The 20661-nt window shown below is 53.1% G+C and carries 20 protein-coding genes; 15 read left to right on the forward strand and 5 right to left on the reverse strand.

Going from position 1 to position 20661, the window contains the following annotated elements; translation table 11 throughout:
• Positions 1 to 4: 4 nt before the first annotated feature.
• The 3 genes from RJ38_RS17980 to meaB form a co-directional block, all read right to left on the reverse strand.
• Positions 5 to 358, reverse strand: coding sequence for a hypothetical protein (locus tag RJ38_RS17980; RefSeq protein ID WP_052245167.1), 354 nt, complete (start codon positions 356 to 358; stop codon positions 5 to 7).
• Between the two features lie 139 nt (positions 359 to 497).
• Positions 498 to 785: a 50S ribosomal protein L28 gene (rpmB, locus tag RJ38_RS03495; RefSeq protein WP_039017507.1), complete on the reverse strand. Its 288-nt coding sequence runs from the start codon at positions 783 to 785 to the stop codon at positions 498 to 500.
• Between the two features lie 260 nt (positions 786 to 1045).
• Positions 1046 to 2023 (reverse strand): methylmalonyl Co-A mutase-associated GTPase MeaB, encoded by a 978-nt coding sequence (meaB, locus tag RJ38_RS03500; protein WP_039017508.1) that lies wholly within the window; start codon positions 2021 to 2023, stop codon positions 1046 to 1048.
• A 98-nt stretch (positions 2024 to 2121) separates the two neighbouring features.
• On the opposite strand from meaB, the gene hrpB reads away from it, so the two are divergent.
• Complete coding sequence (gene hrpB, locus RJ38_RS03505; protein ID WP_039017509.1) at positions 2122 to 4608, forward strand: ATP-dependent helicase HrpB; 2487 nt, start codon at positions 2122 to 2124, stop codon at positions 4606 to 4608.
• A gap of 68 nt (positions 4609 to 4676) precedes the next feature.
• On the opposite strand, the gene gndA is transcribed toward hrpB, so the two are convergent.
• Positions 4677 to 6092, reverse strand: a complete 1416-nt coding sequence (gene gndA, locus RJ38_RS03510; RefSeq protein ID WP_039017510.1) for an NADP-dependent phosphogluconate dehydrogenase — start codon at positions 6090 to 6092, stop codon at positions 4677 to 4679.
• Positions 6093 to 6514: 422 nt separating this feature from the next.
• Here gndA and RJ38_RS03515 point away from each other — a divergent pair, with 422 nt between their 5' ends.
• From RJ38_RS03515 to RJ38_RS03565, 11 genes are all read left to right on the forward strand, one after another.
• On the forward strand, positions 6515 to 7960 hold the full coding sequence (locus RJ38_RS03515; protein ID WP_039017511.1) for a type II and III secretion system protein family protein: 1446 nt from the start codon (positions 6515 to 6517) through the stop codon (positions 7958 to 7960).
• Positions 7961 to 7965: 5 nt separating this feature from the next.
• On the forward strand, positions 7966 to 8643 hold the full coding sequence (locus tag RJ38_RS03520; protein WP_082005614.1) for an OmpA family protein: 678 nt from the start codon (positions 7966 to 7968) through the stop codon (positions 8641 to 8643).
• Between the two features lie 295 nt (positions 8644 to 8938).
• Complete coding sequence (locus RJ38_RS03525; protein ID WP_039017532.1) at positions 8939 to 10192, forward strand: CpaE/TadZ family protein; 1254 nt, start codon at positions 8939 to 8941, stop codon at positions 10190 to 10192.
• A gap of 27 nt (positions 10193 to 10219) precedes the next feature.
• The gene (locus RJ38_RS03530) at positions 10220 to 11656 is read left to right on the forward strand and encodes a TadA family conjugal transfer-associated ATPase (RefSeq protein WP_039017512.1); all 1437 of its coding nucleotides are present in this window, start codon (positions 10220 to 10222) and stop codon (positions 11654 to 11656) included.
• Positions 11657 to 11659: 3 nt separating this feature from the next.
• Positions 11660 to 12628, forward strand: coding sequence for a type II secretion system F family protein (locus tag RJ38_RS03535; RefSeq protein ID WP_202903859.1), 969 nt, complete (start codon positions 11660 to 11662; stop codon positions 12626 to 12628).
• A gap of 27 nt (positions 12629 to 12655) precedes the next feature.
• Positions 12656 to 13624, forward strand: coding sequence for a type II secretion system F family protein (locus RJ38_RS03540; RefSeq protein WP_039017513.1), 969 nt, complete (start codon positions 12656 to 12658; stop codon positions 13622 to 13624).
• On the forward strand, positions 13624 to 14205 hold the full coding sequence (locus tag RJ38_RS03545) for a tetratricopeptide repeat protein (RefSeq protein WP_052245168.1): 582 nt from the start codon (positions 13624 to 13626) through the stop codon (positions 14203 to 14205). Before RJ38_RS03540 ends, RJ38_RS03545 begins: the two co-directional genes overlap by 1 nt.
• Before the next feature lie 24 nt (positions 14206 to 14229).
• Positions 14230 to 15078: a tetratricopeptide repeat protein gene (locus RJ38_RS03550; RefSeq protein WP_039017535.1), complete on the forward strand. Its 849-nt coding sequence runs from the start codon at positions 14230 to 14232 to the stop codon at positions 15076 to 15078.
• A 16-nt stretch (positions 15079 to 15094) separates the two neighbouring features.
• Positions 15095 to 15589: an A24 family peptidase gene (locus RJ38_RS03555; RefSeq protein WP_039017514.1), complete on the forward strand. Its 495-nt coding sequence runs from the start codon at positions 15095 to 15097 to the stop codon at positions 15587 to 15589.
• A 125-nt stretch (positions 15590 to 15714) separates the two neighbouring features.
• Positions 15715 to 17031 carry an ATPase gene (locus RJ38_RS03560; protein ID WP_039017515.1) on the forward strand — a complete coding sequence of 439 codons (1317 nt, stop codon included), beginning with the start codon at positions 15715 to 15717 and terminating at the stop codon, positions 17029 to 17031.
• Positions 17031 to 17846 (forward strand): NAD(P)-dependent oxidoreductase, encoded by an 816-nt coding sequence (locus RJ38_RS03565; protein ID WP_082005615.1) that lies wholly within the window; start codon positions 17031 to 17033, stop codon positions 17844 to 17846. The genes RJ38_RS03560 and RJ38_RS03565 overlap by 1 nt, the downstream gene beginning before the upstream one ends.
• On the opposite strand, the gene RJ38_RS17985 is transcribed toward RJ38_RS03565, so the two are convergent.
• Positions 17841 to 18590: a LytTR family DNA-binding domain-containing protein gene (locus RJ38_RS17985; protein ID WP_162183546.1), complete on the reverse strand. Its 750-nt coding sequence runs from the start codon at positions 18588 to 18590 to the stop codon at positions 17841 to 17843. The genes RJ38_RS03565 and RJ38_RS17985 overlap by 6 nt on opposite strands.
• Positions 18591 to 18792: 202 nt before the next feature.
• Between RJ38_RS17985 and RJ38_RS03575 the strand changes: the two genes are divergently transcribed.
• The 3 genes from RJ38_RS03575 (at position 18793) to RJ38_RS03585 (ending at position 20498) form a co-directional block, all read left to right on the forward strand.
• The gene (locus tag RJ38_RS03575) at positions 18793 to 19230 is read left to right on the forward strand and encodes a PaaI family thioesterase (protein WP_039017517.1); all 438 of its coding nucleotides are present in this window, start codon (positions 18793 to 18795) and stop codon (positions 19228 to 19230) included.
• Positions 19227 to 20021 (forward strand): crotonase/enoyl-CoA hydratase family protein, encoded by a 795-nt coding sequence (locus RJ38_RS03580; RefSeq protein WP_039017518.1) that lies wholly within the window; start codon positions 19227 to 19229, stop codon positions 20019 to 20021. Before RJ38_RS03575 ends, RJ38_RS03580 begins: the two co-directional genes overlap by 4 nt.
• A 165-nt stretch (positions 20022 to 20186) precedes the next feature.
• The gene (locus RJ38_RS03585) at positions 20187 to 20498 is read left to right on the forward strand and encodes a hypothetical protein (protein ID WP_039017519.1); all 312 of its coding nucleotides are present in this window, start codon (positions 20187 to 20189) and stop codon (positions 20496 to 20498) included.
• The last annotated feature ends 163 nt before the right edge of the window (positions 20499 to 20661 follow it).

Here is a 20661-nt window from a genome sequence, read left to right on the forward strand (position 1 = left end):
CGGTTCACACTGAATGTGGTGGGGCGCGGGCCTGTTGCTGCACGCCAAAAATCTGACATTGCCCCGTCGATGCAGAGGCCAGGAATAAGGTTTTAAGAACATGTGATGGGCGTTGTACGCTTGGGGCGTCACCAGACACCAGATCCATGAATGACAACGCACAATCCGGGCAATATTGTACTGGACCGACGGGCTGATTATCGGAATCAACCGTAATCAACTTCATCCCATAACCGGTGCAAATAACAATTTGCCCCGCAGCCATCGTATGCCCACGCGCAACCGCCATTGTGCCACTGGTCATGATGATCAGCGCAGACAGAAGATATGCAAAGATGGCGCGAGTATTGCGTTTCATGCCCCGGTCATAAACCGGATTCCCCCATAGGTGAACCCCATGTGACAAGATCACGCCCCGGACAACACCCCAGTCGCCGAAAAACGAAAAGCCCCGTCATTTCTGACAGGGCCCAATTCGTTTAACATGCAGAGAAAGATCAGACTGCGGCTTGCGCCTTAGCGATGTCTTTCTTGATTTTCAAAGCTGTGCTTGAAAGTTCAGCATCTTTTGCTTTTGCCATGAATGCGTCCAAACCACCGCGGTGATCAACGGTGCGCAAAGCAGCAGCTGAAATGCGCAGGCGAAAGCCACGATCCAGCGTTTCAGACTGCAAAGTCACATCATTCAAGTTCGGCAAGAACCGACGACGTGTTTTGTTGTTAGCATGGCTGACATTGTTGCCAGTCATTGGGCCTTTTCCGGTCAATTCGCAACGGCGCGACATATGCGACTTCCTTGTCTTAGAGGGGCGACGGGCCGCCCGCGATCTGTTGAGGCCGCGGAATCTCCGTGCCTATAAATTCATTTGCTGGCTAATACGTGGAATCGCAGGGGGCGTCAACCGTTCCATGCAGCTTCCGATCAGATAGCTGCAATATATCAGACGCCTTTGCCTAAACCACCACATGTACAATTTTCAGGTGACCGATACAGAACATAGATCATCCCCCGCTGACCATCCCAATGCTCGCCCAATGCTCGGGATTACAGCAACTTCATGATTTTTTGCGACGCCTCCGCCACGGTCACCTGCCCCGCCGCAACGGCATCCCCAAGATCAGCCATACGTGCTGAAATTTGGCTGTCCTCATGCAGTCGCGCCAAAAGTGCCAAGCGTACTTCTTCTTCGAACCAGTATCGGGCTTGATCAGCACGCCGCCGCGCCCAATGGCCTTCCGACTTGCGCCAAGCCGCCAAGCTTTCCATGTCGTCCCACGCCTCTTGTAGGCCATTGCCTTCCCAAGCAGACACCGTCGTTGCCTTTGGAAAACCGGCCGGATCATAGGCCCGCTTGCGCATCAGATGCAGCGCCCCGGCATAATCCGCGCATGTCCGCGTTGCGACATCTTTCAGCGCCCCGTCAGCTTTATTCACAAGAATCATGTCTGCAATTTCCATGATGCCCCGTTTGACGCCCTGCAACTCGTCCCCACCGGCTGGGGCCATCAACAAGATAAACAGGTCAGACATTTCCGCGACGGTGGTTTCCGATTGCCCTACTCCCACAGTCTCGATCAAGATCACGTCAAAACCTGCGGCCTCACACAATGTCACTGCCTCGCGGGTACGCCGTGCAACGCCACCAAGTTCCGTTTGGCTGGGGGATGGCCTGATGAACGCGTTTCGGTCACGCGATAGGCGTTCCATCCGGGTTTTATCGCCCAATATAGACCCACCCGATCGCGCCGATGACGGGTCAACCGCCAACACAGCAACCTTCAAGCCCTGCCCGGTTAACATAAGGCCGAAACTTTCGATAAAGCTGGATTTCCCAACCCCCGGCGTGCCTGACATGCCGATACGCAACGCCTGCCGCTGCCCAGCACCTTCGCGCAGAGCCGACAACAAATCCTGTGCCTGCGCCCGATGATCCGACCTGCGGCTTTCCACAAGCGTAATCGCCCGCGCCAAAGCCCGTCGTTCCCCAGCAATAATCCGACCTGCCGTTTCAGCAAAATCCATCGGCGCATCCCTATGTGTTCTGTCTTTTGACATTTATGACAATCACCTCTGCAACACACAAGCTTGATCCCACCCGCCTGCTGCGGCAATAAGCCATCATGACGACAAAATTCGCCCTTCCTATTGATGATGCCCTGCCTGATCTATTGCAGGCCCTTTCCACCCATGGGCAGGCCGTTTTACAAGCCCCCCCAGGTGCTGGTAAAACCACAAAGGTCCCCTTGGCCCTGCTGGATATCATCCCTGCCCCTGGCCGTATCTTAATGCTAGAGCCGCGCCGCCTTGCGACCCGTGCCGCTGCCACAAGAATGGCCGACATGTTGGGCGAGAAACCAGGCCAGACCGTTGGCTTTCGGATGCGCGGGGAAAGCTGTACCTCACCTCACACCCGCATTGAAGTCGTGACCGAGGGCATTCTCACCCGGATGATCCAAAGTGATCCCGAGCTGACCGGTGTCAGCTGCGTGATCTTCGATGAATTTCACGAACGCTCCCTTAATGCTGACCTTGGTCTCGCGCTGACCTGTGAGGTCCGTTCGGCCTTGCGCGAGGATTTGTTGTTGCTGGTCATGTCCGCGACACTCGACGCCGAACCCGTCGCCAAACTGCTAGGCGATGCGCCCGTGATCACATCAGAAGGTCGTGCCTTTCCGGTTGAAACCCGATGGCTTGCCAAACCGCGTGCCCCCAAACAATGGTTGGAAGACGCGACAGCCGCATTGATACTGGAAGCTTTGAACAAAGAAGAGGGAAGCCTTCTGGCGTTTCTGCCCGGTGAAGGCGAAATCCGCCGCACCGAAACTTTGCTAAAAGGGAAGCTTCCGCCTGACGTGCAATTGCACCCTCTGTTCGGCGCGATGGATATCAAGGCCCAGCGCGCAGCAATCCGACCCATCGCGTCAGGGCGCAAGGTCGTGCTGGCCACCTCAATCGCGGAAACATCTCTAACCATTGATGGCATTCGTATCGTTGTGGACGCCGGACGCGCCCGACGGTCAAGGTTTGATGCAGGGTCTGGCATGTCTCGCCTCGTGACGGAACGTGTCAGCAAAGCAGAAGCCACGCAGCGCCAAGGCCGCGCGGGCCGTCTCACCCCTGGTGTGTGTTATCGACTTTGGACAAAAGGCGAAGAAGGGGCTCTTGCGGCCTTCCCGCCCTCGGAAATCGAAAGCACCGATCTATGCGGCTTAATCCTTGAGCTGGCCTTATGGGGCGCAACCAGCCCCGATGATCTCGCCTTTCTGACCCCGCCTGATCCGGGCATGTGGGACGCTGCGCGCAGTTTATTACAATCGCTTGGTGCCTTGGACCCAAAGGGGATGATCACCCCACATGGTCGCGCCTTGGCCGCCCTTCCCCTGCATCCGCGTCTTGCACATATGCTTGTTTTATGTGGCCCAGCTGCGGCCCCATTGGCGGCACTCCTTGCGGATCGCGATCCTTTACCGCGCACAGCACCTGCTGACCTTTCCCTTCGCGTGTCTGCGATCACACATACGAAAGATTTTCTGTCGGATCATGGGTTTCAACTGGATCACGGTGCCCTGTCTCGCATCAAGGACGAGGTCAAGCGCCTCAGCCGGCTCTGTGCGAAACATCCCCAAGCGCAGTCCCATAGCATCGCTGGGATGGCCGCCCTCGCTTATCCTGATCGTATCGCATTGCGTCGCCCAGGTGACGACCCGCGCTTCTTAATGAGCGGCGGCAAAGGCGCCATCATGAAACCTGAAGACCCGCTGGCGGGACAACGTCTCATTGTGGCAACCGATCTAGACGTCGACCCCCGAGAAGCCCGTGTGCGGTTAGCCGTGGCGATTTCTGAAAGCGAAGTGCGGGCCCTGTATTCCGGCAACATAACACAGGTGCAATCTTGTCTCTGGTCGCGGCGTGAGGACCGCATTCTATCCCGTGATCAAACCCGCCTTGGGGCCATCACTCTGTCTGACCAGATCTGGAAAGATGTGCCAACAGATGCCATCGCGACGGCGGCCTTGGAAGGTTGGCAGGATCTCCGCCCAGCGTTTTCGAAGAAATCCCACTTATTTCTCTCGCGCGCCCGTTTGATGTCTGGTCAGCCCGGTTGCCCTGATCTTTCCGATGACGCCCTATTTGACAGCGCGGGGTCTTGGTTACTGCCTTGGCTGAGCACCGCATCCAAGATCCCGCGCAACAGCCGCGAATTGCGCGCATTTGAAACCTTTGACGCTCTGCGCGCTTATCTGCCCCATCATCTATTGATGGAACTGGATCGCCTGGTGCCCGCCCATTTCACAAGCCCGCTTGGAAACCGTATTCCGATTGATTACAGCGGTGAAACCCCCAGCATTGAGCTGCGCATCCAAGAAGTCTTTGGCACAACACAGCATCCATGCGTCGGCACCCCAGCCCAGCCCCTGCGCATGACCTTACTCTCACCCGCGCGCAGGCCTGTGCAGGTCACATCCGATTTGCCCAATTTTTGGAAAACCTCTTGGGCCGATGTGCGCAAAGACATGCGCGGCCGTTATCCTAGGCATCCTTGGCCCGAAGATCCAACCGAGGCCCCACCAACCCTGCGCGTTAAGAACCCACGCCCTCGCGGTTAAGCCGCCAGAACAAAAAATGGCCATCCCTTGGGATGGCCATTTTTAAACACTTATTCATGATGCTGGGCTTAGCTGCCCCAAGGCCCATGATGCACGCCGGATTGATCCAAACGTTCAAACCCATGCGCCCCAAAGAAGTCTCGTTGCGCTTGCACCATATTGGTGGTCCCGCGGGCCTGGCGCATTGTGTCAAACCATGCCAATGCAGCAGAAAACCCAGGAACCGGCAGGCCCTGAGCAATCGCAGATGCAATCACCCGACGCATGGCATCACTGCCTTTGGACAAAGCGTCATGAAATGCCGGCGCAAACAACAACCGCCCATCAGGCAGGTCCCCGCGGAACGCATCGGAAATATCATCCAGCAATGCCGACCGAATAATGCATCCTGCGCGCCAGATCTCAGCGACGCGTGCCATATCGACATTCCAGTCGTATTCCTCAGATGCTGCAGTCAAAACTTGGAAACCTTGGGCGTAGGCAATGATCCGCGCCGCAAGCAATGCCGCTTCCAGATCATCGCGATCAAACACAACCGCTTTCTGACCAACACCTGGGAAAAGCGCTTCGCCACGCGCCCGCGCAGCAAGATCTGCCGACCAACCACGCGCACCAACGGCCGCCTCGATCGCGCTGGCTGATTGCCCCAACGATAGGGCTTCGATCACAGTCCAACGTCCCGTGCCTTTTTGTCCGGCTTTATCTTTGATCACATCGACCATCGGCGCGCCAGTGTCGGGATCCGTTGTTTGTAAGATCTCGGCGCTAATTTCCATCAAATATGAACTTAGGCCACCGGCATTCCAGCCCTCAAACAGAACACCAATGTCCTTTGGCGCAACGGCTTCACCATCCCGCAACAGACCATACACCTCAGAGATCAGCTGCATATCCGCATATTCAATGCCATTGTGAACAGTTTTCACAAAATGCCCCGCGCCATCCGGGCCCAACCAATCAGCACAAGGGTCGCCTTCAAACTTCGCAGAAATCGCTTCGATCATTGGGCGGATTGGCACGAAGCTTTCCGCAGCGCCGCCGACCATGATTGATGGGCCATGCCGCGCACCTTCTTCGCCGCCCGAAACGCCCATGCCAACGAAATGCAAGCCCTTTGCAGCCAACAGTTCAGCTCGCTTGCGCGTGTTATGAAAATTCGCATTTCCCGCATCAATAATCGTGTCACCCGGTTCTAACAAAGGCGCGTATGTTTCAACAATGGCATCCACCGCCTTGCCCGCAGGCACCAGTAAAATCAGGGAACGTGGTGATGTCAAAGCTGCAACCATTTCTTCGGGGGATTTCGCACCCGTCAGATGATCACTTATGTTGCCATGCAGGTCTGCTGCATCGTTTAAAAAGGCGTCAACGCGTTCAGGTCGGAGCGTCGTGACCGCCAGATTAAAGCCCTTTTCCGCGATATTAAGCGCCAATGCGCTTCCCATCGTACCCAGACCGATCAGGCCCACATTGGTGTCACTCATGACAATTCTCTCCATATTCGGTTGGATGATTAGATAGCATAAATTGGCGAAATTCAAAGGGCTGACTCCCCATTGAATTTCACATCAGCGGCAGTACGCTGCCCTCCTCAAAATGCAACTCACATCTGTTTACGCCGCCACCCCAATAACAACCAAAAGATGATCCGCAAGAACACAACGAAAGCAACCGCGAGCCCAAATCGGACATATTTACGCCACATTTACGCCGTAATTCACTTATTGCACACCGAATGTAGCGCAAAATTTGAAATATTAACTATCCCTAGACGAGTGTTGCCCCTGATCAACAACAACATCCCTCGCATTGAAAATTGTTGCAAAATTTCACTCGATCCGCCATCCTCTTCTACAATAAGGGCAAAAATGCTCAGGCGAAGCAGTGATCGGAGAGGCAGGTCACAATGACACACACACACTTCTTAAAAGCGGGGCTTCTTGGCCTTGCCGTATCGTTTACCAGTTTTCACACCGTTTCCCTACAATCCGCATCCGCACAGGACCAACCCGGCGCGATACGCGTACTGCAAGGCCAAACATCCGCGACCCTTCGGGTTCCGATGAACCGCGCGGTTGTCGTTGAAACCCAAGCTATCTTCTCTGAGGTGGCGATGGCCAACCCAGGCATCGCTGAGATTTCGACACTCAATGAACGCACATTGTACGTTTTGGGGAAAATTCCAGGTCGCACGACGTTGACATTGCTGTCCCCCGAAGGTGGGTTGATGGCCAATATTGATGTGCAGGTCACACCTGATGTGGCCGAATTTAAAGAACGATTGCAGCAAATCTTGCCGGGCGAACCGATTGAGGTACGCACCGCAAATGACGGCATCGTGCTGTCAGGCATCGTTTCATCCATCGCCCGACTTGATCGCGCGCTGGACTTGGCAGAACGTTACGCCCCAGGGCGTGTGTCCAATCTGATGGGCGTCGGTGGCACACAACAAGTTATGTTAAAAGTGCGTTTCGCCGAAATGCAGCGTTCGGTGCGCAAGGCATTGAACGGTGGTGTTACATTGGGCACCAGCGGTTCAGATGGTGCCATAAGCGGTGCAGGCGGAAGTGGGGCATTGCTTCCCGGTGCCATTGGTGGCGCCGGATCCACAGTTTTAAACATCAACCCGGCCTCAGTCGGCGGCATTGCGGGAACCATTGGCATCGGTGATGTCCAACTCTCCGTCATGCTTGAGGCGCTTGAAAGTCGTGGCGTTGTGCGCACTTTGGCTGAACCCAATCTTGTTGCGCTTTCTGGCCAAGAGGCGAAATTCCTTGCGGGTGGCGAATACCCCATCCCCGTTCCCCAAGAGAACGGCAATATCGCGATTGAATATAAGCCATTTGGTGTTGAGCTGAACTTCACACCGCGTGTGGTCGACCAAGATGTCATCAATCTTACACTTAATGCAGCAGTAAGCGCGCTTGACCCGACCAATTCAATCACGACAGGGGGCATCAACGTATCCGCCTTCACCCGCCGCGAGACATCCACCACGGTGGAAATGCGCGATGGGGAAAGTTTTGCGATTGCAGGCCTGTTGCAGGATGATTTCCGCGACTTGAACTCACAGGTGCCGTGGTTGGGTGACATCCCAGTGCTGGGCGCATTATTTCGGTCTGCAGAATACACCCGCAACCAATCGGAACTTGTCATTATCGTCACGGCCCACTTGGTCAGCCCAACCCGTGGCGAAGCCTTGGCCCTGCCGACAGATCGCGTTCGTCCCCCAACCGAGGCGGATCTGTTCTTACGTGGCCGTGTTGCCTCGGAAGGTCGTGCAGCAACCGGCGCGGCAGCTGAAATTTCTCGCCAGGACTTTTCTGGCTCCTACGGCTATGTGATGGAGTGAAGATCATGAAAACCAATACACACTCCCGCCGCAAAACAGTTTTGCGATCCGTGATTATGGCTTCCAGCCTTGCCGGGCTTGCCGCCTGTGCGCCGGGCTCAAACCTGCAATTCTATAAGGAAGCGGGCAGCGTCATTGATCGCGGCAACTTTGGCAATGCCGGGATGAACAATGAGCTCATCCAAACGGGTCAACTCGACTTTGCGGTCACCTTAGCAAACCGATTTGAAAACGAAGTTCCAAGCACGATCAACTTCGCGTTCAATGATGCAACTCTGGATGCACAAGCCAAACAAGTATTGTTGCAGCAGGCCAATTGGATCAAACAATTCCCCGAGATCAGGTTTCGCGTCTTCGGGCATACGGATCTCGTAGGGGGCAACGCCAGCAACCACCGCCTCGGCATGCGCCGTGCACGTGCTGCTGTTAATTTCCTGATCGCTCAGGGCATTGATCGCAATCGCTTGGAAGCCGTCAGTTCACTTGGGGAAACCCAACCTCTCGTGCAGACTGAGAATCGCGAACGCCGCAACCGCCGTACCGTCACAGGTGTGTCTGGTTTCGTTCAGAACAATCCGACGATTTTGAATGGAAAATACGCACAGGTTGTCTGGCGGGGGTACGTTCAAAGTGCTTCACCGCTCACTGAAACAACGCCTGCAAGCTCAATCGGCGGACTTTAAGTTCATGGGATGCGGCGGGGTTGTCGCATCCCATTTTCATTTTGCGTGTTGAATATCGCATCATGCAACAACACCCACCCAAATTGCGATATCTATCGTCACATTGTTGCCAAAACTTATCCAATTTTGATTTTTTAGCCGCAATATTGCCCAAATTACCCCTCAAATTCAGGAATGGGCTGCCTGACGACGTAGATTCGCGCCAATCGCCGGGTCCATGCCGCTGTGAATCTAGGAATATTCAGGAATTGCCCGAAAATTAACCGGGATCCTGTATCAGGAGGCCATGAGCCAAATGTCGAGTAATGCAATGCTGCAGCCAGAACCCGCCCCAATCGTGGCATGTACCATTTCAAGGGATGTCCAAAACTTTGATCTGTTGATCGATGACATGGAAAGTGAACTTGGGGAAAGTTGGGGGGATCTCAGCTTTGAAGATGCCGCAGCCTTCTTAGACCAGCCCGAGGCAAGCCAGCTGGAATTCGTCGCCATCGCGATTGATGATCACGATGAGGAACGTTTGGCTGACATCGGCGCACTTATCGGCATTGCCAACGCCAAAGAAATCGACGTTATCCTAATTGCGCAAGAGGTAAGCCCGATTGCGCTGCATCAGCTCCTGCGCATGGGGGCCGGTGATTTCATCCCCTACCCGCTTCCCGAAGGTGAACTGCACAATGCAATTGATCGCCTGCGCAAACCCAAGATACCTGCCCAAGCCGAACCCGAAGTTCCCCAAGAAATGCGTTCAACCCTGAAAGCCACTGGGGATCGCAATGGGGTCGTACTTCCTGTGCATGGAATTTCTGGCGGCACAGGTGCAACCACTGTCGCTGTGAACCTCGCATGGGAACTTGCAAATATAGACAAGAAAAATCCACCGCGGGTTTGCCTCTTGGATCTCGACCTTCAATTCGGCAGCGTCTCAACGTATCTAGATCTGCCCCGCCGTGATGCGGTTTACGAATTACTGTCAGACACCAATTCCATGGATAACGAAAGCTTCATGCAAGCGCTTTTGACCTTCAACGACAAGCTACACGTCCTGACCGCGCCCGCAGATATCCTACCATTGGATATCGTAACTGCGGAAGACATCGACAAGTTGGTGGAAACTGCGCGCACGAATTTCGACTATATTGTAATCGACATGCCCACAACCTTGGTCGCATGGACGGAAAGCATCCTGCACCAAGCGCATGTATACTTCTCGACCTTGGAATTGGATATGAGATCCGCCCAGAACGCGTTGCGCATGATCCGCGCGCTTAAATCCGAAGAATTGCCTTACGAGAAGCTGCGCTACATTCTAAACCGCGCGCCGAAGTTCACCGACTTAACGGGCAAGGGCCGCGTGAAACGTTTAGCCGAAAGCTTAGACATTGTGATCGAACTTCAAATTCCTGATGGGGGAAAACCTGTTGTTCAATCGGGTGATCACGGATTGCCCCTGATGGAAACAGCAGCCAAAAACCCGATGCGTAAAGAGATCCACAAACTCGCTCAATCCATTCATGAGGTCAATCAGGCCGCTGAAACCGGCCGTTAAGGCTGGCCTCTTAAAGGACTTAATTTTATGTTCTCTCGCTATAAAAAGCCCGGGCAAACACCAGCAGCTAAACCGACGACTGCACCGGTAGAAAACCCGACACAGCCAGCAGCCGAACAAGCCAAAGTCGTTCGCCGCGCAGAGGCCCCCAAAGCCAGCCAATCCCCAACAGAGGACAAGGCAAAAAAGCGCAAACAGCGCTTAGGGGAAATCAAATCTGCGCTCCATCGTGAATTGCTAGACAACCTCAACTTGGCCGCACTTGAAAATGCCACGGAAACGGATCTGCGCCAGGAAATTGTCTCCATTGCCTCTGAGGCGCTCGAAGAGATGGGCGTTGTTCTCAACCGCGAGGAACGCAACACTCTGAACCAAGAACTGTTTGACGAAGTTACCGGTCTTGGCCCGCTTGAGCCGCTTCTGAAAGACGACACCATAAACGATATTTTGGTCAACGGTCCACAACAGGTGTTTGTCGAGCGTGACGGAAAACTTGAGCTGTCGACCGTCACCTTCAAAGATGAACGACATCTGCTGCGCATCATCGACAAAATTGTGTCCGCCGTTGGCCGCCGCGTGGATGAATCAAATCCCTATGTCGATGCGCGCCTACAAGATGGTTCGCGTTTCAACGCTATGGTCCCGCCCGTCGCAGTTGATGGGTCATTGGTCTCTATTCGTAAGTTCAAGAAAGACAAGCTCGGCATTGATGATCTCGTGAATTTTGGGGCCTTCACCGAAGAAATGGCCGCCTATTTGCAAGCCGCCGTATCCACACGTCTCAACATAATCGTGTCTGGTGGTACCGGGTCAGGTAAAACCACGACCTTGAACGCCTTGTCGTCTTTCATCGACAATTCAGAACGTATCCTAACAATCGAAGACACGGCGGAACTTCAACTGCAACAGCTTCACGTCGGGCGCATGGAAAGTCGCCCACCCAACGTTGAAGGAAAAGGCGAAGTATCCCCACGCGATTGCCTGAAAAACGCACTACGGATGCGACCGGATCGCATTATCGTGGGGGAAACGCGTGGCGAAGAAGTTATTGACATGCTGCAAGCCATGAACACTGGCCACGATGGCTCTATGACAACGATTCACGCCAACTCTGCCCGCGATGGCATTTCGCGCCTGGAAAACATGATCGCAATGGCCGGGATCGAGATGCCGCTGAAGGCCGTACGAAACCAAATTTCATCTGCGGTGAACCTGATTGTGCAAGCCTCGCGCCTGCAAGATGGGTCACGTCGCATGACCTCCATCACCGAAATCACGGGGATGGAAGGCGATGTAATCTCGCTACAGGAAGTGTTCCGTTATCAGCGCGTGGGCCTCACCTCCGATAATAAAATCATTGGACATTTTACCGCCACCGGCGTGCGCTCTCACTTCTCAGAGAGATTCCGCATGTGGGGCTATGATCTTCCCACTTCCATATTCGAACCCATCGCCGCAGAGTAACCTATGTCAATTGATCCAGAACTCATCATTTATGGCCTTGTTTTTATCGGTGTTATCCTGCTGGTTGAGGGTATCTACCTCACAGTATTTGGGAAATCCATCAGCCTGAACAGCAAGGTCAATCGCCGTTTGGAAATGTTAGAAAAAGGCGAAGGACGCGAACAGGTTCTCGACCAACTCCGAAAGGAGATGGAACAGCATCTAAAGTTCAATTCAATCCCGCTTTATTCACTGTTGGCGCAGAAAGCCCAAAAGGCCAACATCGCCTTCACCCCCGTGCAATTGCTCATGATGATGGGCGTTCTCGCGGTCGTCGCCTGGGTTGGCTTAACCTTTGGTACCAGCACAGCCCCTGGATTACGTCTCGGAATTTCTGCAATTATGGGCGTCGCTGGTGTCTACTTTTGGATCAACGGAAAGGCCAAAAAGCGCCTTGCCATGATCGAAGAACAACTGCCCGAAGCCGTTGACTTGATGGTGCGAAGCCTACGTGTCGGGCACCCGTTCACATCAGCGCTGACAATCGTTTCGAACGAAGTGCCTGATCCGCTGGCATCAGAAATTGGCGTGATCTCTGACGAAGCAGCCTACGGGCGCGACGTCGGCGATGCCCTTAAAGATATGGCTGAACGCCTTGATATGCAGGATCTTCGCTTTCTGGCAGTCGCGGTGACAATCCAGCAGCAGGCCGGTGGTAATCTAGCCGAAATTCTTCATGGTTTGTCCCTTGTTATCCGCTCGCGCTTCAAACTGTTTCGCCGCGTCAAAGCCATCACCGCCGAAGCAAAATGGTCTGGTATGTTTCTCTCTGGCTTCCCCCTTGGTGCACTTCTTGTCATTAATATACTTAAACCCGACTACTATGACGAAGTGATGGACACGCCCGTGTTCATCCCGGCTTGCCTCGTGGTTGCGGCCTTTCTAACGGTCAACGTCATCGTGATGCGCGCCTTGGTCGACATCAAAGTTTAAATTACTGTTCCGAATGGAAATTTCGATATGCTCGAATCTGTTAATAACCTGTTGATCGATTACTTTGGTGAACTTGGCCCATTGATCGCACTGGGGGTCGTGGGACTGGTTCTTATTCTTGCCGTATTGCCCGCGATGCTTGCCCAAAAGGAAGATCCACTAGACAAGCTACGCCGCGAAACGAAAGCCAAGACAGTTTCAAAAGATCAACGGTTGCGCCACAATAGCAAGGCAGACAAGCTTGAGAAATATTCAAACTTTCTGGAACCCCAAGACGAAGAAGAGTTTTCTGCGGTCCGCCTAAAACTGCTTCAAGCAGGGTATCCTTCCAAACAAGCGGTTCGCACGTATCACTTCGCGCAATTTGCTCTCGGTCTTGGGTTGCTTGCTGTTGGCGTAGTTATGGCGCTTCTCAAGCAGTCAAAGGGCGATGTCGATACGCAAACCATGGTTTTGACCATCATGGTGCCTGGCATGATCGGATATATGGCGCCCAAATACTGGGTCACACGCCGGGTCGCGCAACGCCAAGAAGAAATCATAAACGGCTTTCCCGACGCGCTGGATATGATGCTGGTCTGCGTCGAAGCAGGGCAATCATTGGACCAATCTATCATTCGCGTCGCCGCCGAAATACGCGCAGGTTTCCCCGCCTTGGCGGATGAATTTGCAATGGTGTCTCATGAGATGAAGGCAGGGAAAGACAAAACCCAAGTGTTGCGCGACATGTCAGAACGCGCGGGCGTGCAAGATGTTTCAAGCTTCGTAACCGTGCTTATTCAGTCCCAAACATTTGGCACATCCATCGCCGACGCGTTGCGTGTATACGCGGCTGAGATGCGCGACAAGCGCGTGATGCGTGCCGAAGAACAAGCGAATAAACTTCCGACGAAGATGACCCTCGCCACTATGATGCTCACGGTTCCGCCCCTGTTGATCATCCTGATTGGCCCTTCAGTTTATGGCATCGTTGAGCTGCTTGGTGGGCAGGGCTAATGGCGCTTTCTTCAACCGGGTTTGCCAAGCAGCTTCGTGTCGTAGGGTTTTCAGTTACCTTGCTACTGCCCCTAGGCGCATGTTTTGCACCACAGGGCACTGGGCCCTTTCCCCCACGCGCCCCGCGCAATGCATCGACCACGGTCGATACCCTTCTTGTGGGTCACCGCTTAATGACAGCTCAGGAATATGCTCTAGCACTTGATGCTTATTACAGGGCGGCCGGTCAACACGGGTTAAACCCAGACACCCTATCCGCCATTGGATCGGCTCAGCTGAAATTGGGGCGACTTGGGCAGGCCGAAGAAACCCTTCGTGATGCGGTTTCAACCGGCCCTGACTTTCCCGCCGCCTGGAACAATCTTGGTGTTGTACTGATGGAACGCAATAAAACCGCCGAAGCCGTCCTTATTTTTCAACGCGCTTACGCATTGGACAGTGGCGAAAGTGACTCAATTCGTGACAACCTACGCGGTGCTATCGCAAAAAACGACAACTTGGAATATAAAGACACAGACGCTGGGTCATTCGACCTGATTGGGCGGGGCAATGGAAGCTATCTTCTGCTGTCCCCCTCATAAATGAGCAGAAAAAAGGACGCTAAAATGCGCCAAACCATACTTATTACTCTCTGCCTGTCGGGGCTTATGCTGTCAGCATGCCAAAAATCTGGTGAGGTCGAAGTCGAACGCGCCCTATCTGAACTAAACGTCATCGATGAAAGCAACCTCAACGACGTTATGTTAAATGCAGCCGACCCCAACGAGGCGGTCAGCTATTTCGCCCGGACGGCTGCTGCCAACCCGGATCGTATCGACGTGAAACGCGGGCTTGCTAAGTCCCTCATTCGAGCCGGAAACCCCAATGACGCGGTTAAAGTTTGGCGCGACGTCGTTGCCCATCCAGAGGCCACGTCAGAAGATAAGGTTAACCTTGCCGAGGCGCTGATCCGCACCAACGCCTGGGATGAAGCCGAAGCCGTGTTGAACACAGTTATCCCCACCCATGAGACCTATAGGCGCTATCGCTTAGAAGCTATGGTTGCTGATAGTAACCAAGATTGGGATCGCGCTGACAGCTTTTATGAAACCGCTGCGGGCCTCACGACACAGCCCGGTGCCGTCTACAACAATTGGGGTTATTCGAAGCTGACTCGAGGCAAGTTCAACGACGCTGAGAAAATGTTCCAACGCGCCCTTACCTTTGACCGCAACTTATTCACGACCAAAAACAACCTGGTTTTGGCCCGCGCGGCACAGCGTAACTATGACCTTCCCGTTGTAAACATGTCTCAAACGGAACGGGCCATGCTACTGCACACCATCGCGCTTTCTGCGATTAAACAAGGTGATGTTTCCATTGGACGCGGCCTTCTGGAAGAAGCGATCAACAGTCATCCCCAGCATTTCGACGCCGCCGTACGTAGCTTGCGCGCGCTTGATAATTCCAACTAACTCTAGGCGACCAGACATGGAAACAACTTATTACGCGGCCCTTTGGTTTCTGCCCTTTGTCCTTCCCATTTGCCTGTTTGTGGCGTGGAACGACATGAAGTTCATGAAGATCCCAAACGTTTTGGTCTTAGCTATGTTGGCGGTTTTCCTCGTTTTGGGGCCGATTGCCTTGGGGTTTGACACTTATCTGTGGCGGCTTGTGCATTTCGCCGTGATCTTACTTGCTGGTTTCATCCTGAATGCGACCGGGCAATTGGGTGGTGGAGATGCCAAGTTTTGCGCAGCAATGGCCCCATTCATCGCTTATGGTGATCTGGTACTGTTCTTGGGCATTCTCGCAGCGTCACTGTTGGCCGCGTTTTTTGGTCATCGTGCTCTGCGTATGTTCCCTCGCATTCAAATGTTAACCCCCGAGTGGAAAAGTTGGTCAGAACATAAATTTCCAATGGGGTTAGCCTTGGGCATGGCGATGGTCATATATTTGGCTATGGCCCTTCGCCAAGGGCTGTGATTAGGTCACGCCCCAAACCAAGAATACGACGCCAAAGGCCGTTTTCAACATACCTTAAGACTAAACCGTTACCAGTATCAACGTTACGCCTTCCCAACAGCTTATGATGCTCAAGAGGCCGAAAAATGAACACGCATACACCTGGGCCAGGCGTCACGCCTCCGCCTTCTCCGCGCACGCTGGATGCGATGCAATTGCCCCCAGTGATGATGCGGGACATCATGCTTAAGACGATGTTTCGCAAAAACTGCGAACAGGTCAGCGAAATCGCGAAGGCCATCTGCCTGCCCGTTCCTGTCACCCAACAGCTTGTGGATTTAGGGCGTGATCAACGCCTGATAGAAGCAACCGGCACCATGCACGCCAGTGGTGGAACCGAAATGGGATACCAGCTGACGGATCTGGGCAAGGCACGGGCGGCAGACGCTTTGACACAATCGGAATATTTCGGCGCAATGCCTGTGCCGCTGGATGTTTACCGCGAACAAATTAAGCGCCAGTCCATTCGCGACATCCAGATCACCCGCAAGAAATTGATAGATGCCATGGGGCATTTGATTTTGCCAGACGAGTTGCTTGACCATTTGGGGCCTGCTGTCGGATCTGGGCGTTCCATTCTGATGTATGGCCCCCCAGGAAACGGAAAATCATCCATTTCAAACGGTATCCGCGACGCACTTGGTGACAAAATATACATTCCGCGCGCCATCGAATATGCGGGCCAGGTTATCACGGTTTACGATCCAATCGTACATTCCGAGGCCGAAGAACAGGTTGACGATCCGAACTCTCTGCGCCGTACATCTGGCCGGTTTGACACGCGTTATGTCTTATGTGAGCGCCCCACAGTGATCACTGGCGGCGAGTTGTCCCTGTCCATGCTTGACCTTGTGTACAACCCAACGGCGCGCACCTATCAAGCCCCGTTACAGTTGAAATCCACGGGCGGTGTTTTCATCGTGGACGACCTTGGCCGTCAAGCCGAACCACCGCAATCCTTGGTGAACCGCTGGATTGTTCCGCTGGAAGAAAACAAAGATATTCTGGCGCTACAATCGGGTGAAAAATTCGAAGTGCCTTTCGACACTTTGGTTATCTTTTCGACCAATTTCCACCCAAACGAGATTTTCGATAAGGCGGCATTGCGCCGGATCTTCTTTAAGATCAAAATCGACGGCCCAACCCAAGAAGACTTCTTAAAGATTTTTGCGCTGGTGGCTCGGAAAAAGAAAATGCCATTGGACGAAGCATCTCTCGTGCATCTCCTCAAAAAGAAATACCCGACGATCGACAACATATATGCGAACTATCAGCCCGTGTTTCTCATTGATCAGATGATTTCGATCTGCGAGTTTGAGGGCATACCATACCAAATGTCCCCTGCCCTCATTGATCGGGCTTGGGCCAATATGTTCGTTAAAGAAGAAAAGATCGTTCACTGATGACAATAGGAATCGTAGGATGCGGACGCATGGGAGCGCCAATGTTAGCCGCACTTCGGCGTGCGGGCTTGCCCGTTCGTGGCTTTGACATACGCTCCCCTCAAGAGTTTGGCCCATTGTCTGACGTCATGACCAATGATCCTGATGTTTTTGCCGCCGATCTATCCACTTTGTTCACCGTGGTTCGCGACATCGCACAAACGGATGAGGTTCTTTTTTTAGATCAATCCTTCATCACGCGCGCACCACACCTTGAACGGGTAGCAGTCTGCTCGACGTTATCACCACGCTATGTCCGGGGGTTACGTGACCGCATACCCACGCGCATTGCCCTTGTGGACGCACCAATGTCTGGCGCTGCAATTGCAGCTCAGGAAGCACGTCTTTCATTCATGTTGGGTGGGGCTGACACCGATATAGGAGCGCTCCAACCTTTACTAAAACACATGGGATCTCACTTCCATCATATGGGCGCGTTCGGCGCAGGCATGTCCGCGAAGGTTTTGAATAACCTGCTGGCAGCATCTTCGACCGCTATGACACGTCTGGTACTGGATTGGGCCGATCAAACCGGAATAGATGAACGCGCCCTGCTCGACCTCATTCACACATCTTCAGGCCAAAACTGGCTGGCAAGTGGCTTTGACGAAATTGAATTTGCGCGCGACGGTCATACGCCTGATAACACCATCGCAATTTTGGTGAAAGATATCGACAGCGCTTTGGATGATGCCCCTGAAACTGCTGACACATCGCTGCCCACAGCGGTTCAAAATCTCATTCGGTCATTAACTCCGCGCCTGCCGAACTCATAACCAACCTTCGGCCTTCACCTTCGCCATCGCAGTTCGACTGACAGGAACAGATGTGCCGTCCTTAAGGAAAAGTGTGGTTTTTGCTCCGATCTTTTCGGCTCGCACCACGCTATCACGCATAACCCAATGTGACCGATGCACCGACAATCCCATACCTTCAGGAACCTCATTTAGGGCATCACGTAAACGCATGCGCAAACGCGACATCCCCTTATCTGTATAAACCTGAACGAAATGATCGTCGACGGACACACGAATAAGCATCCCACGATCGGCTTTTGCCACGCGTTCCAACAAACGAATTTCGGGGGCAACCTCAGATTTATGTTCAGACTGCACCTGATCAGCTCGCTGGCTTTCCTCGGGTTTCGCGACTTGAATCACACCAATGACCGCGAACACCAACATCGCAACGCAAAACGCGAAAATATACAACATCGGCATCCGAGGCGAAATCAGTGACGAGTCATTACAAAAGGCCTGATAAACCCAGCTGCTAAACGGTATGATCCCGCCGGCAAAAATCAACCCGCCCAGTACGCGGCGGGCCCAATACGGGCAATTGGGCAAAGCCACAGATGCAAATCCCAGTAGAAAGGATAACATAATCGATGACATCAGAACAACGATGGCCCAAAAAGCCAGCGCATTTGCCCATAATAAGTCTTGATAGATTCCAAACGGTCCCGTCGCGAACAGGATCAGCCATGTCAAAAACATGCAATTCCAGTTGAGAGCGCACATAAACGCCCTGCAGAATTCAACCCAAATGAGATGGAGGTAGCCGTTTAACATAACAATCACTCATCAACCTGTAATTTGATTACAATGACGCTTAATCAGTTGCAACTGCTGCATCCGCCTTAAGTGAACGTTACGGAATTCACCGATATCCTTAAGAAATGTGCCAGAATGGCTGTAACCCGACACAACAAGAGGTCAGCCAATGGATTATACGTTTAGGTACGCGGGTGCCGTTGATCGAGCACGCAATGGCTTTGCAGCCCAAGGCATGATGGAGACCCTCAAAGCGCAAATGGAGGTTCTTAAGCCAGGTTTTTGCGAAATCACCGCGCGTATCCGCCCAGAAGTCAGCCAACAACAAGGGTTTGCCCATGCTGGTCTGGCTTTTGCGATTGGCGACAGCGCAGCAGGTTTCGCGGCACAAAGCTTAATGGCTGAAGGATATGATGTCCTTACAACTGAAATGAAAATCCACCTTTTAGCCCCTGCCCGAGGAACCAGTTTGGTCGCGCGTGGATCCGTCATAAAATCGGGCCGCAGCCTTACCGTTGCAGAAGCAAAGGTATTTGCACAAAGTGGCGACACCGAGACGCTGATCGCTGTCTTACTGGGCACAATGATGGCGGTGACCCCCAAATGAATGCGCGTGTCACTGTTACAGAAGCCAACCAAATCGCGTTTGTAGCCCTATCACGCCCGGAAAAGCGCAACGCCCTTGATCTGCAAATGCTGGAAGAGATCAGCGACACCGGCGCGTCCCTTGCGAGCCGCAACGATATTCGGGCGGTGATATTGCATGGCGAAGGCAATGCATTCTCGGCTGGGCTTGATCTAAACGAAATACCCAAGCTTGCACAATACGTCACTCAAAACGGCGGCATCATGAAACGCAGCCATGGCGATGCCAATCTCTTTCAACATGTGACCACCGTTTGGCGCAGTCTGCCTCAGCCAGTAATTTGCGCTTTGCATGGTTATGCCTTCGGCGGTGCCTTCCAGATCATGTTGGGCGCCGATATTCGCATTGCCTCGCCCGATTGTCAGTTTTCCATTATGGAAGGACGCTGGGGTTTAATACCGGATATGGGCGGCGTTGCCCTAATGCGCCGCCTCGCGCGTGAAGATGTGGTGCGAAACCTGACTTACACCGCGGACAAATTCACGGCTCGTGATGCACTGAGCTGGGGGTTCATAACCGAACTCGCCGACGATGCCCTCGCCCGAGCCACAGAAATCGCACAAGGCATCGTAGAAAAGAGCCCAGATGCCGTGCGCGCTGCCAAAGAACTGTTCAATCGAACAGAGCTAACATCAGAAGCCGCCACACTGTTGATTGAATCAGAATTGCAAGGGCGTTTGATTGGAACTCCGAACCAGATGGAAGCAGTCGTGGCCGGATTACAAAAACGAGCCCCAGATTTCAAAGACTGACGAAAATCGATGCGCACGCAATGATGTGCATTAATGAACATGTAAAGTGCATTCCTCACAGTTCTGTGTCTTGAAGGTGATCGAGGGCGTCCCCAAATCATCAACATCGGAAGCAACAAGACTTCCACCGAAATACACAAACCCAGACCCGTTAGGAATATGAAAATGAAAACTGTAATCGCATCCATCCTGGCCCTGACTGTTGCTGCTCCTGCTTTTGCTGGTGCCAAAGACGTCGAAGCACACTTCGCACAAGACAACACAGGCATCGAAGCCGTTGTTCTGGAAAGCCACACACCAATCACTTCGGAAGCCGTTGAAATCTTTGAAAACCTCGCAGCTGAGGCCGGCACTGGCATCGAAACACAATCAAACCCAGCTGTAGGCGTGACTGCGTCTTCTAAAGGTGGCGTGAACCCAGTTGCCGCAGCTTGGTTCGCAAGCCAATTGGCATCTGAAGACGCATCAGACAAATAAGTCGACCCAATTTTGAAATTGAAAAGCCTCGGGGATCACTCCTCGGGGCTTTTTTGGTTCAAGCGGGTTTTCTAGTTTTCTAGTTTTCTAGTTTTCTAGTTTTCTAGTTTTCTAGTTTTCTAGTTTTCTAGTTTTCTAGTTTTCTAGTTTTCTAGTTTTCTAG

The organism is Halocynthiibacter namhaensis, from assembly GCF_000812685.1.
Lineage (GTDB): Bacteria > Pseudomonadota > Alphaproteobacteria > Rhodobacterales > Rhodobacteraceae > Halocynthiibacter > Halocynthiibacter namhaensis.

Bases quoted from the DNA above. Each gene is read 5' to 3' on its own strand.
- rpmB (WP_039017507.1), bottom strand. From the start codon at position 785: ATGTCGCGCCGTTGCGAATTGACCGGAAAAGGCCCAATGACTGGCAAC.
- RJ38_RS03540 (WP_039017513.1), top strand. From the start codon at position 12,656: ATGCTCGAATCTGTTAATAACCTGTTGATCGATTACTTTGGTGAACTT.
- RJ38_RS03520 (WP_082005614.1), top strand. From the start codon at position 7,966: ATGAAAACCAATACACACTCCCGCCGCAAAACAGTTTTGCGATCCGTG.
- RJ38_RS03580 (WP_039017518.1), top strand. From the start codon at position 19,227: ATGAATGCGCGTGTCACTGTTACAGAAGCCAACCAAATCGCGTTTGTA.
- meaB (WP_039017508.1), bottom strand. From the start codon at position 2,023: ATGGATTTTGCTGAAACGGCAGGTCGGATTATTGCTGGGGAACGACGG.
- gndA (WP_039017510.1), bottom strand. From the start codon at position 6,092: ATGAGTGACACCAATGTGGGCCTGATCGGTCTGGGTACGATGGGAAGC.
- RJ38_RS03530 (WP_039017512.1), top strand. From the start codon at position 10,220: ATGTTCTCTCGCTATAAAAAGCCCGGGCAAACACCAGCAGCTAAACCG.
- RJ38_RS03555 (WP_039017514.1), top strand. From the start codon at position 15,095: ATGGAAACAACTTATTACGCGGCCCTTTGGTTTCTGCCCTTTGTCCTT.
- RJ38_RS03560 (WP_039017515.1), top strand. From the start codon at position 15,715: ATGAACACGCATACACCTGGGCCAGGCGTCACGCCTCCGCCTTCTCCG.
- RJ38_RS03525 (WP_039017532.1), top strand. From the start codon at position 8,939: ATGTCGAGTAATGCAATGCTGCAGCCAGAACCCGCCCCAATCGTGGCA.
- hrpB (WP_039017509.1), top strand. From the start codon at position 2,122: ATGACGACAAAATTCGCCCTTCCTATTGATGATGCCCTGCCTGATCTA.
- RJ38_RS03545 (WP_052245168.1), top strand. From the start codon at position 13,624: ATGGCGCTTTCTTCAACCGGGTTTGCCAAGCAGCTTCGTGTCGTAGGG.
- RJ38_RS03575 (WP_039017517.1), top strand. From the start codon at position 18,793: ATGGATTATACGTTTAGGTACGCGGGTGCCGTTGATCGAGCACGCAAT.
- RJ38_RS17980 (WP_052245167.1), bottom strand. From the start codon at position 358: ATGAAACGCAATACTCGCGCCATCTTTGCATATCTTCTGTCTGCGCTG.
- RJ38_RS17985 (WP_162183546.1), bottom strand. From the start codon at position 18,590: ATGTGCGCTCTCAACTGGAATTGCATGTTTTTGACATGGCTGATCCTG.
- RJ38_RS03565 (WP_082005615.1), top strand. From the start codon at position 17,031: ATGACAATAGGAATCGTAGGATGCGGACGCATGGGAGCGCCAATGTTA.
- RJ38_RS03550 (WP_039017535.1), top strand. From the start codon at position 14,230: ATGCGCCAAACCATACTTATTACTCTCTGCCTGTCGGGGCTTATGCTG.
- RJ38_RS03585 (WP_039017519.1), top strand. From the start codon at position 20,187: ATGAAAACTGTAATCGCATCCATCCTGGCCCTGACTGTTGCTGCTCCT.
- RJ38_RS03535 (WP_202903859.1), top strand. From the start codon at position 11,660: ATGTCAATTGATCCAGAACTCATCATTTATGGCCTTGTTTTTATCGGT.
- RJ38_RS03515 (WP_039017511.1), top strand. From the start codon at position 6,515: ATGACACACACACACTTCTTAAAAGCGGGGCTTCTTGGCCTTGCCGTA.